Below are 11,310 nucleotides of genomic sequence, written 5' to 3' on the forward strand. Positions count from 1 at the left end.
CGCATCGGTATTCTGGTTTTTCCTCGCTTTCAGGTCCTGGACCTGGTTGTCACGACGATTTTTGAGCTGGCCAATGAACAGGCGGGCAGGCGTCTGTATGAGGTGTCGCTGCTTTCCGAATATGGCGGGAATGTGGTGAGTTCTTCCGGCGTGCCGGTGGCGACGGAGCCGTTTGACCGCCATGATTTCGACACCATCATGGTCGCCGGCGCGATGGAACTGATTCGTTCACCGCAGGCGTTTGTGGACTTCCTGCGCGAAGCGAGCCTGGCATCGCGCCGCGCGGCCAGCATTTGCACCGGGGCGTTCTTCCTCGGCGRGGCGGGCTTGCTGGATGGGCGCCGGGTGACCACGCACTGGGGCAATGCACGCGATCTGCAGCGCATGTACCCCAAGGCGCGCGTGGAGGAGGACCGCATTTTCATCAAGGATGGCAAATTCTGGAGCTCCGCCGGTATGACGGCCTGCATCGATCTGTGYCTGGCGCTGGTGGAGGAGGACCAGGGTGTGGAGATGTCGCGCCAGATCGCGCGCAAGATGGTGGTGTATCACCGCCGCAGCGGCGGACAGTCGCAGTTTTCGGCTTTGCTGGAGCTGGAGCCCAAGTCGGATCGCATCCAGCAGGCTTTAAGCTACGCCAAGCAGAATTTGCGCAAGCCTTTGTCGGTGGACGAATTGGCCGATGCGGCGCATCTGAGCCGGCGCCAGTTCAGCCGCACCTTCCGCATCGAGACGGGACAGTCGCCAGCGCGTGCGATCGAAGTGCTGCGTGTTGAAGCGGCACGCGCGATGATCGAAGCGGGCAACCATTCGATCGAAGTCGTGGCACGCGAAAGCGGCTTCGCCGATCCCGAACGCATGCGCCGCGCCTTCGTCCGCGCCTACGGCCAGCCACCCCAGGCCATCCGCCGCGCCGCCCGCGAAGCCTCCGCCGCCTGACCTATCGCATTCCCACGCTGCGGGTAGCCGCCACTTGCCGCGCCGCTCGGCCCCTCGCCGCACATTGCCTGTCGCGTGCCCGCCACGCTGGTGCGGACCGGCTATGGCGCTTCGACCTTCTCTTCGCGTTCGAGCCATGCGCGGCCCTGGTCGAGGACTTGCTCCAGCTCGCGGCGCACGGCCGCAAACAGCGGCGGTAATGACGCCGTCGCGCCTTCCTTGATGGCCGCTTCCGCTTCAAGCGTCGCCCGCACCAGGCGCTTCGCCCCCAGCACGCCCACCGCGCCGCGCAAGCCGTGGAAGATTTTGCCCGCATCAGCAGCGCGCCCTTCGCGCAAGGCCTGATCCGCATCATCGGCCGGCTGCAAGCCATTCTCCAGCGCGCCGCGCACCATCTTGAACATCACCGCACGGCCCTTGGCATCCTTGCCCATGACTTTCATCAGACTGTCCATGTTGAAAACCGGCTCGTTATCCACAGGCGCCGGCGAGGAAGGCACCGCGCGCAGCACGGGGCGCTCGCGCCGCGGCAGATTGCGCTCGATGACGGCCATCATCTCTTCCACCACCACCGGCTTGGCGATGAAATCGGAAACCCCCGCCTCCTCGCAGCGGTTGCGCTCCGCTGCCAGCACGCCGGCCGTCATCGCAATCACGGGCAGCGACAACTTGAGTTCATCGCGAATCAGGCGCGTCGCACTGAAACCATCCAGCACGGGCATCTGCATATCCATCAGCACAACGTCATAGCGGCTGGCGCTGCTGCGCAGCAGATCGACCGCTTGCTGGCCATCGCCCACCACATCCAGCGTGGCGCCCGCATGTTCGAGAATGCCGCGCGCTACGGCCTGATTCAGCAGATTGTCTTCTACCAAAAGGAAGTGCACGCCCTTCAGGCGGCCGACGATGCCGGCGCCGTTGCCAGCCGGGTCCTCACTGGAACTGGTACTGAGCGCCTGGTGCAGCGCATCGAACAGGCTGGAACTGGTGATTGGCTTGATCAGCACCACGTCCGCCTCCGGTGCACCGGCAATCGCATCGACCTGATCGCGCGCAAAGGCATTCACCATGACCACGATGGGCTGCTTGTGGCCCTCTGCCGCATGGCGTATGGTTTTGGCGGTCGCCAGTCCGTCCATGCCCGGCATATGCCAATCCGCCAGCACGACATCGTAAGGCCGCGGCCCGGACAGGCGTTCGCGGAACATGCGCACGGCCGCGCCGCCGGAATCCACTTCATCCGCATCCCAGCCCCAGGCGCGCAGCAATTGCACGACCATCTCGCGGCTGGTTTTGTTATCGTCCGCCACCAGCACGGACAGCGGCCCAAGCATCGGCTGCCGCCGCGAGTCGCCCTTCTCGCCCAGCACATCGAACCACAGTTCAAACGAGAAGACACTGCCCTTGCCTTCCTCTGTCTTAAGTTCGATCTGCCCGCCCATCATCTCGATCAGGCGCTTGGTGATGGCCAGGCCAAGGCCGGTGCCGCCAAAGCGGCGCGTGATGCTTTCGTCACCCTGCGAGAAAGCGCTGAACAACTGCGTCTGCTGCTGCTCGGTCATGCCGATGCCGGTATCGCGCACTTCAAAGCACTGTAGCACGCGGTTCTCTGCCCGCGCCGTCGTGCGCACGGCCACCACGACCTCGCCCTGCTCGGTGAACTTGATCGCATTGCCTGCCAGGTTCACCAGGATCTGCTGAAGGCGCAGCGCATCGCCATGCAGCAGCGTAGGCACGTCCGGGTTCACCACGATGGCCAGCTCCAGTTCCTTTTCGCCTGCGCTCATGGTCATGGTGGTGGCCAGCGTGCCCATGGTCTCGTCCAGATCGAAGTCGATCGGCGAAATCTCCATGCGCCGTGCTTCGATCTTCGAGAAGTCCAGCACATCGTTCAGGATGCCCAGCAGCGACTGGCCGGAAGTGCGGATCATGTTCAGGTATTTGCGCTGCTGCGTCGTCAACGAGGTATTTCCAAGCAGGTAGGCCATGCCCAGCACCGCATTCATGGGCGTGCGAATTTCGTGGCTCATATTGGCCACGAAGTCGCTCTTGGCGCGATTGGCCGCTTCCGCCTTGTCCCGGGCGCGCTGCAGCTCGTGTTCGGCGGCCAGGCGCTCTTCCATCAATTCGTTGAAGGAGCCGGTCAGCTCGCCGATTTCATCCTGAGTCGTAACGGCAATTGGCGTGAAGCGTTCCGGTTGGCGGCGTAGCGCATGGATGGATTTGCGCAAGCGGCCCAGCGGCTCCATCAGATGCAGGGTGATCCAGCCAATCAGCAGCGCGGCGACGATCGAAGCGGCAAGGCCCCACAAAGCCACCCACCACAACAACCCATCGAAAGGCTCGAACGCTTCCTCCACCGGCAGCGACGCTGCCAGCACCCAGTCCGTCGAACGCAGCATTTTGTAACTGGTGAGTGCCCGCACGCCAAGGCTGTTGACGCTGATGATCGTTCCTTCGAAACCCTGCAACGCGCGCGTGGTGGCAGGATTGGCATTGGTCGGCCGTGGCTTCAGCAGGCGCAGAGGATCGGGATGCAGCACATAGATCGACGGTTGGCTGCGCGTGACAGCGAAGTAGTAGCCCGTACGGCCGACTTTCGCATTGCGCAGGTGGCCGAGGAGATTGTCCTTGAACAGGCGCAGCACACCGATCAGCACGGCTTGCACCTCGCCCTTTTCGTCCAGCACCGGCGCCACCATCTGCACGATGGGCTGGCCGCCCGCGCGGCCCAGCAGAGGCTCCGCGATGAGGGGGCGCTTGGTTTCCATCACCTTCTTGAAATAGGCGCGGTCGCTGGCGCTCACGCCAACGCGGCCCTTGATTTCCGGCGCATCCGCAATGACCTTGCCCTGCGCATCGAGCACCAGCACGTCGTCGAACAGGGCAAGAACAGCACGATCCTGATAATAAGCGCGTAAAGCGGTAGGATCATGAACGATGGACAGCGGCTGGCGGCGCGCCGACATCGCGATGATCTCCAGCAGCATGGTGAGCTTGTCGTCCAGCTCCTCGGCGGTGCGGTTGATCAGGGCAGTTTGCTGGTCGAACAGCACCTTGGTGAAGTCCTCGCGCATGCGCTGGGTCTGCAGCGCTGTCACCAGGGCGATCATCACGAGAGACGTGACGCTGGTGGCGAGAGCGACCTTCACTTTAATCCCGATAGGCTTCATGTTTTCCTTAGGGCTGGGGTGCTGGGAAATTGTCCTATCATTAACAGCCATTAGCAAGTAAATGCCGTGCGAAAAAAATTTCGAACCCCGCGAATCCTTTTGGCCAAAGCGCGCCTCTTAGTAGCTGAGGGACGTCCTCTACCAAGCAAAAGGATTGCAAAATGTTCTACGTTAAAAATGTACCAGGCTGGGAGCGCGTGTTGCGCGTGATCGTGGGCCTCGCCGTTGTGGCCTGGAGCCTGTTGGCGCTGGGCGGCACCTGGGGCGCGATCATCGCCTTGTCTGCGGCAGGCATCGTGGCCTCCGGCCTGTTCGGCTTCTGCCCGGCCTGCGCGCTGGTCGGACGCCGCCTCGACAAGGCAAGGAAGGCGAATGGCGCTCTCTGACCAGCATCAGCCCGTACTGCAAGCCGCACACGGCGGCGATCCGGCTGCCCTGGAACAGCTGATGGCCCTGTGCCAGCCGGATATCCGCCGCTATGCCCAGCGCTCCTGCCTGATCAGCGATGTGGACGACGCCGTGCAGGAGGTGCTGCTGGTACTGTCGCGCAGGCTGTCGTCGCTGCGCGTGCTGGCCGCCTTTTCGGGCTGGCTGTTCAAAGTGGTGCAGCGCGAATGCCATCGCCTGACGCGCGTCACCACCGGCTGGGACCCGTGGGACGATGAACGCGCCGAGCAGTGGCTGGCCGCGCACGACAACGCCGGACTGCGCGTTGAACTGATACGCGCACTGGAATCGCTGCCGCGCGATTACCTGCAGGTGGTTCTCTTGCGCGACTTCGAAGAGATGAGCATGGACGAAATCGCCCAGGAACTGGGAATCACGGTGGCCGCCGCGAAGAGCCGCCTGCATCGCGCACGCGCTATGGCGCGGGAGTATCTGGTCGGGTAACGATGCGCACTTCGCGCTCCGCCGGCCATTGCCACTCGCCTGCCATGCGCCAGTCGCGCCGTTCGCTCTCGATCAGCACCTGCCAGCGCGAGCGTTCCAGCATGGGTAGCGGGATACCAAAGCGGCCGTCCGTGTCCGGACGCACCAGCAGCTGCACATCGCGCTCCGGCTGCGTGGCATGCGCCAGGCGTACCGTGAGCACTTGCTGCGGCAGCAGTGAGGCCGAATTCACTTGCCCGCGCAGCAGGCCTTCCGCCGCGTCGTAACGCAGCGTGGCGCTCAGGCCCAGCGAGGCCGCGGCGCGGTCACGCCGCAAGTCCTGGTTGATGGCCTTGCCCTGCTTGTAGTAGTCGCCGACCACCAGCGCATCCTGATGCGCGAAGGCCAGATAGCTCATATAGCTGCACGCGCCAATTGCGACCGCGGGCCCGGCCATCAGGAACCACGGCCAGCGCTGTTGATACCAATGCATGATGTCCTCCTTAGCGCGGCACAATGAAGACCGCGTTTTCCTTGACCGAAAGCGCTGGATCGTCCGTTGCCGTCAGTTCGAAGCTGATCTTGTGCGATCCGTGATCCGCCGCGCCATGCTTCATGCGCAGGCGCACCGGGACCGCCAGCGTTTCGGTGGCCTTGACCTGCACCACATCTTCCGTCACCACGGCCAGCGAATCGATGCCGGTCGCCCGAATGCGGTAGTTGTGGGCCTGCTCGGAAGTATTCATCACTTGCAAGCGGTAGACGTTCTCGATCATCCCGTCTTCCACCTCGCGGCCCATGGAACCGCGGTCGCGGATCACGTCCACTTTCAACGGGGTGCGCAGCCACAGCGTGGTGAAGACGGCCGTCACGAACAAGGTCAGCGCCGTGGTGTAGATGATTACGCGAGGGCGCAGCAGGCGGGCATGGCCGCCGCCGTGCATGGCGCGGTCGGTGTCGTAGCGTATCAGGCCACGCGGCTGCTCGATCTTGTCCATCACGATGTCGCAGGCGTCGATGCAGGCAGCGCAGCCGATGCATTCGTACTGAAGGCCCTTGCGGATATCGATGCCGGTCGGGCATACCTGGACGCACAGCGAGCAATCGATGCAGCTGCCTGGGGTGTCGCGGCCACGCGGCTCGCCGCGCTTTTCGTCGTAGGTAATGATCAGCGTATCGCGGTCGAACATGGCGCTCTGGAAGCGGGCGTAGGGGCACATGTATTTGCACACCTGCTCGCGCAGCCAGCCGGCGTTGCCGTAGGTGGCCAGGCTGTAGAAGCCGACCCAGAACCATTCCCATGGACCAAAATTCAGCGTCAGCGCTTCATGCGCCAGCGAGCGGATGGGGGTGAAATAGCCGACGAAGGTGAAGCCGGTCCACAGCGCCAGGGCCAGCCAGGCGGCGTGTTTGCCGCCCTTGCGCCAGATCTTGTCAACGTTCCAGGGCGATTTCTTCAAGCGCATCTGCGCGCTGCGCTGGCCTTCGAATTTGCGCTCGATCCACAGGAACATCTCGGTGTACACCGTCTGCGGGCAGGAGTAGCCACACCAGACGCGTCCCGCCACTGCCGTAACGAGGAACAAACCCCAGGCGCAGGCGATCAGCAAGGCGGCCAGGTAGATGAAGTCCTGTGGCCACAGAACCAGGCCGAAGATATAGAACTTGCGCGTGGCCAGATCGAAGAGCAAGGCCTGCCGGCCGTTCCACGTCAACCACGCAAAGCCGTAGAACACCAGCTGCGTCAGCCACWGGCAGAGCCAGCGCAGCGAGGTATAGCGGCCCTTGATTTCGCGCGGGTAGATGTCCTCCCGCGCGGCGTACATCTTGATGACTTTTGGTTCGGGGGCATTCATTTCGCTGCGACTGCCGGGGGATTCGACAAGCTCCATACATAAGCGGCCAGCACATGCACCTTGCCTTCGCCGAGGAAGTCGCCGAAGGCGGGCATTGTGTTGTCACGGCCTTTGTTGATGGTTTCCATAATGGTTTCGACACTGCCTCCATACAGCCAGATCTTGTCGTTCAGCCGCGGTGCGCCGAGTGCCTGATTGCCGGCGCCACCGGCGCCGTGGCAAGCCATGCAGGCGCCGAACTTGTCTTTGCCGAAGGCGGTCTTGATCGGATCGGAAGTGCTGCCGGAAAGGCTCAGCACATAATGCGCGACGTTTTCCACATCCTTGTCCGATCCGACAGCAGCCGCCATCGATGGCATCACGCCGTGGCGGCCCTTCATGATGGTTTCCTTGATGGTTTCAGGTGCGCCGCCGTGCAGCCAGTCCTTGTCGGTCAGGTTGGGGAAACCCTTGCTGCCGCGCGCATCGGAGCCGTGGCACTGCGCGCAGTAAGTCAGGAACAAACGCTCGCCCATGGCGTGCGCTTGCGGATCGGCTGCGACAGCACGCAGGTCCTGCTTCTGGAAATTGGCGAACAGCGGGCCGTATTGCGCGTCGGCCTTTGCCAGTTCGTCCTTGTACTGCGCAGTGGATTTCCAGCCCAGCGTACCGGCGTAGCTGCCCAGGCCCGGATACAGCACCAGGTAGCCGATGGCGAACACGATGGTCAGACAGAACAGCCACATCCACCAGCGCGGCATCGGCGTATTCAGTTCGGTCAGGTCTTCGTCCCAGATATGGCCGGTGGTGCCGACATGGCCGTCCACCGATTTGAGCGCGCTGACCTTGTGCGTGGACTGGCTCCACAGCAGCACGGCGCAGCCCACGATGCCCAGGATAGTGAGCACGGCCACATAGATATTCCAGAAATCGCTGGTGAAATCAGCCATGGTCCTTCTCCTCGTCCGCGAAAGGCAGATTGGCGGCCTGGGCGAAGTCGGCCTGGTTGCGGCGCGCGCATGCCCACCACAAGATGCCAACGAAGGTCGCGAAGGATACGACCGTCATGACGCTGCTGGCGGTGCTGAAAATTGCTTCCATCTCAGTTCCTCGATTTGATCAGTGTGCCCAGGCCTTGCAGGTAGGCGATCAGGGCGTCTTCTTCTGTTTTGTTGGCCAGCTGCGCGGGAGCGGCGGCGATGTCCGCATCCGTGTAGGGATCGCCCAGGCGCTTCAGAGCCTTCATTTTCGGCACCACGTCTTCGGGAGCCAGCTTGGTCTGCGACAGCCACGGATAGGCCGGCATATTCGATTCCGGCACCACATCACGCGGATTGTTCAGGTGCGTCTTGTGCCATTCGTCGCTGTAGCGACCACCCACGCGCGCCAGGTCCGGGCCGGTGCGCTTGGAACCCCACTGGAACGGGCGGTCGTACACGAACTCGCCCGCTACCGAATAGTGGCCGTAACGTTCGGTCTCGGCGCGGAAGGGGCGGATCATCTGCGAGTGGCAGTTGTAGCAGCCTTCACGCACATAGATGTCGCGGCCCGTCAGGCGCAGCGCGGAGTAGGGCTTCAGGCCAGCCACCGGCTCGGTGGTCGATTTCTGGAAGAACAGCGGAATGATCTCCACCGCGCCGCCAACCGATACCACCAGCGTGACCAGCACGATCAGCAACCAGGGGTTCTTCTCAATCCATTCATGCGAAAACTTCATGCTCTTGCTCCTTTATGCCGCCAGGCTCATGTCAGGGATACGGGCCGTAGCGGTCTTGTTTCCGCGCAGGGTCATCCAGCTGTTGTAAGCCATGATGCACATGCCGGAGAGGTACAGCACGCCGCCCAGGAAACGCACCACGTAGTAGGGATAAGTGGCCTTCACGCCTTCCACGAAGGCATAGGTCAGGGTGCCGTCCGGATTCACTGCGCGCCACATCAGGCCTTGCATCACACCGGCAATCCACATTGCGGCGATGTACAGCACGATGCCGATGGTGGCGACCCAGAAGTGCACGTCGATCAGCTTCACGCTGTACATCCTGGTCTGTCCGGCAAGGCGCGGAATCAGGTAGTAGATCGAGCCCATGGTGATGAAGCCCACCCAGCCCAGCGCGCCGCCGTGCACGTGGGCGATGCCCCAGTCGGTGTAGTGCGACAGCGCGTTGATGGTTTTGATCGACATCATTGGCCCTTCGAAGGTGGCGATACCGTAGAAGGACAGCGAAACGATCATGAACTTCAGGATCGGGTCGGAGCGCAGCTTGTGCCATGCGCCGGACAGGGTCATGATGCCGTTGATCATGCCGCCCCAGCTCGGCGCCAGCAGGATCAGGGAGAACACCATGCCGAGCGACTGGGTCCAGTCAGGCAGCGCGGTGTAGTGCAGGTGGTGCGGGCCGGCCCACATGTAAGTGAAGATCAGCGCCCAGAAGTGCACGATCGACAGGCGGTACGAATACACAGGGCGTTCGGCCTGTTTCGGAATGAAGTAGTACACCATGCCCAGATAGCCTGCGGTCAGGATGAAGCCCACCGCATTGTGGCCATACCACCACTGGATCATCGCGTCCTGCACGCCGCTGTATATCGAGTAGGACTTGGTCAGCGTTGCCGGCATGCTCATGCCGTTCACCACGTGCAGGATGGTCACGGCGAGGATGTAGCCGCCGAAGAACCAGTTCGCAACGTAGATGTGCTTGACCTTGCGCTTGATGATGGTGCCGAAGAAGACCGTGGCGTAGGCCACCCACACCAGGGCGATCAGGATGGTGATCGGCCATTCCAGTTCAGCGTATTCCTTGCCGCGGGTGAGGCCCATCGGCAGCGTCACGACCGCGCTCAGGATCACCGCTTGCCAGCCCCAGAAGGTGAAGGCGGCCAGCTTGTCCGAGAACAGGCGCACCTGGCAGGTACGCTGCACGACGTAGTAGGACGTCGCAAACAGGCCGCTGATGCCGAAAGCGAAAATCACGGCATTGGTATGCAACGGACGCAGGCGGCCATAAGTCAGCCACGGTATGTCCAGATTGAGTTCGGGCCAGGCCAGCTGGGCGGCGATGATCACGCCAACCAGCATGCCGACGATGCCCCACACTACCGTTGCGATCGCGAACTGCTTCACGATCTTGTAGTTGTATTGATCCACTTTGAGGTTCCCCCGGAAGCACTTTGATGAGATATGTCAAAGGGTAGCGAGAGAGGCGGCCAATTTCCTTGACCTGGATCAAGATTGCCCAAGTGGGCTTGGATCAGGCATCGTCGTCTTGCAGAATGCGCAATGCAGGGCCGGACAGATCGTCGAACTGGCCGTCATCGGACGCGACGAAAAATAGCCACAGCGCGCCGAAGACCAGCAGCACGCTGAGGGGAATCAAAAGGTAGAGGGCTTCCATGATGTGCTCCTGCGCAGGCGTAGCGCATTGATGATGACGATGGCGGAGCTGACGGCCATGCCCACGCCGGATAGCCAGGGATTCAGCATTCCCAGGGCCGCTGCCGGGATTGCAATGATGTTGTAGAGCGTAGCCCAGGCGAGGTTTTGCCGGATCACGCGCATTGTCTTTGTTGCCATGTCCGCCGTTTGCGCGAGGAGGCCGATGTTCGAGTTAAGCAGCACGCAGTCGGCATGGGCTTGCGCCAGCGCGGCGCCGCTGCCCATGGCGAAGGAAACATCAGCCGCGCTCAACACTGCCGCGTCGTTGATGCCATCGCCGACCATGGCGACGACCGCACCTTTAGCTTGCAGCGCCTGCACAAATTCGAGCTTCTGCCCCGGCAGGTAGCCGCCGTGGCCTTGCAGCAGCCAAAGCTGCCGCGCGACCGCATCTGCCAGCGCGGGCTCGTCGCCACTTAGCAGAATGACCTTTTTGCCGCGCGCGCGGAAGGCATCGACCACGTCCTTCGCTTGCGGCCGCAGCGCATCAGCAATAATGAACCGCGCAAGCCAGCGCCCTTCAGCAGCCAGCCAGACGCTCGTGCCGCTCCCCGGTCCATCACCCGCCATGCTTGCCGCAACACTTGCGTCTTCGACGGACACGGCGCTGCCGCGCGCCGCCACGCTCCGCATCGCCGCGCCCGCGAGCCCGTCAGCGTCGGACAAGCCGGCAATAGCGGCTACGAAATTGCCGCTGCCGATGCGGTAGCGCCGTCCATCGACGATCGCCTCCAGCCCCTCGCCCGGCAGCTCGCGCAGCCCGCTGRCTATCATGGCCGTGGAAGCCGAAGCCGAAGCCGAAGCCGAAGCCGACGCCGACGCCGACACCGTACCCCGTGCAGCCTCCGGCGCGGCGCGATGCGCGGCACTTTGGCCGGTCGCCGCCCTATTTGCGGCTGGCTGTGTCGCTGGTGGCACGCCGTTGCGGCGTGCGTTGCCGGCAGCGAGGATCGCGCGGGCGATGGGAYGGGCGCTGCCGGATTCCAGCGCCATTGCGATGCGCAGGCAGTCGTCCACGCTGACGCCCGGCGCAGGCTCAATGCGTTGCACAGCTGGACGC

At 62.9% G+C, this 11,310-nt stretch carries 12 protein-coding genes; 3 read left to right on the top strand and 9 right to left on the bottom strand.

The genetic code is table 11. The features are described from left to right. A partial coding sequence (locus AB4Z11_RS09675) for a GlxA family transcriptional regulator (protein ID WP_442024826.1) occupies positions 1-939 on the top strand: 939 nt, incomplete at its 5' end. A gap of 101 nt (positions 940-1,040) precedes the next feature. Here the strand turns inward: AB4Z11_RS09675 and AB4Z11_RS09680 are convergent. Continuing rightward, complete coding sequence (locus AB4Z11_RS09680; protein ID WP_442024828.1) at positions 1,041-4,112, bottom strand: response regulator; 3,072 nt, start codon at positions 4,110-4,112, stop codon at positions 1,041-1,043. Between the two features lie 161 nt (positions 4,113-4,273). On the opposite strand from AB4Z11_RS09680, the gene AB4Z11_RS09685 reads away from it, so the two are divergent. Together AB4Z11_RS09685 and AB4Z11_RS09690 are read left to right on the top strand one after the other, a co-directional pair. After that, positions 4,274-4,498: a YgaP family membrane protein gene (locus AB4Z11_RS09685; protein WP_442024830.1), complete on the top strand. Its 225-nt coding sequence runs from the start codon at positions 4,274-4,276 to the stop codon at positions 4,496-4,498. Then, the gene (locus tag AB4Z11_RS09690; RefSeq protein WP_442024832.1) at positions 4,485-5,003 is read left to right on the top strand and encodes an RNA polymerase sigma factor; all 519 of its coding nucleotides are present in this window, start codon (positions 4,485-4,487) and stop codon (positions 5,001-5,003) included. The genes AB4Z11_RS09685 and AB4Z11_RS09690 overlap by 14 nt, the downstream gene beginning before the upstream one ends. Here the strand turns inward: AB4Z11_RS09690 and AB4Z11_RS09695 are convergent. From AB4Z11_RS09695 to AB4Z11_RS09730, 8 genes are all read right to left on the bottom strand, one after another. Continuing rightward, positions 4,975-5,475, bottom strand: a complete 501-nt coding sequence (locus AB4Z11_RS09695; RefSeq protein WP_442024834.1) for a FixH family protein — start codon at positions 5,473-5,475, stop codon at positions 4,975-4,977. The genes AB4Z11_RS09690 and AB4Z11_RS09695 overlap by 29 nt on opposite strands. Positions 5,476-5,485: 10 nt before the next feature. Further along, positions 5,486-6,838, bottom strand: a complete 1,353-nt coding sequence (gene ccoG, locus AB4Z11_RS09700; RefSeq protein ID WP_442024836.1) for a cytochrome c oxidase accessory protein CcoG — start codon at positions 6,836-6,838, stop codon at positions 5,486-5,488. Then, positions 6,835-7,767 (bottom strand): cytochrome-c oxidase, cbb3-type subunit III, encoded by a 933-nt coding sequence (ccoP, locus tag AB4Z11_RS09705; protein ID WP_442024838.1) that lies wholly within the window; start codon positions 7,765-7,767, stop codon positions 6,835-6,837. The genes ccoG and ccoP overlap by 4 nt, the downstream gene beginning before the upstream one ends. Continuing rightward, positions 7,760-7,918 (bottom strand): cbb3-type cytochrome oxidase subunit 3, encoded by a 159-nt coding sequence (locus AB4Z11_RS09710; protein WP_442024840.1) that lies wholly within the window; start codon positions 7,916-7,918, stop codon positions 7,760-7,762. The genes ccoP and AB4Z11_RS09710 overlap by 8 nt, the downstream gene beginning before the upstream one ends. A gap of 1 nt (position 7,919) precedes the next feature. Next, on the bottom strand, positions 7,920-8,534 hold the full coding sequence (ccoO, locus tag AB4Z11_RS09715; RefSeq protein ID WP_442024842.1) for a cytochrome-c oxidase, cbb3-type subunit II: 615 nt from the start codon (positions 8,532-8,534) through the stop codon (positions 7,920-7,922). Between the two features lie 12 nt (positions 8,535-8,546). Then, on the bottom strand, positions 8,547-9,962 hold the full coding sequence (gene ccoN, locus AB4Z11_RS09720; protein WP_442024844.1) for a cytochrome-c oxidase, cbb3-type subunit I: 1,416 nt from the start codon (positions 9,960-9,962) through the stop codon (positions 8,547-8,549). 103 nt (positions 9,963-10,065) lie between these two features. Continuing rightward, positions 10,066-10,209, bottom strand: coding sequence for a cbb3-type cytochrome oxidase assembly protein CcoS (ccoS, locus tag AB4Z11_RS09725; protein WP_442024846.1), 144 nt, complete (start codon positions 10,207-10,209; stop codon positions 10,066-10,068). Then, positions 10,188-11,310 (bottom strand): heavy metal translocating P-type ATPase (locus AB4Z11_RS09730; RefSeq protein ID WP_442024848.1); only part of this gene is annotated, 1,123 nt, incomplete at its 5' end. The genes AB4Z11_RS09730 and ccoS, both read right to left, overlap by 22 nt.

The sequence above is a fragment of the Pseudoduganella sp. RAF53_2 genome (assembly GCF_052113985.1).
GTDB lineage: Bacteria > Pseudomonadota > Gammaproteobacteria > Burkholderiales > Burkholderiaceae_D > Rugamonas.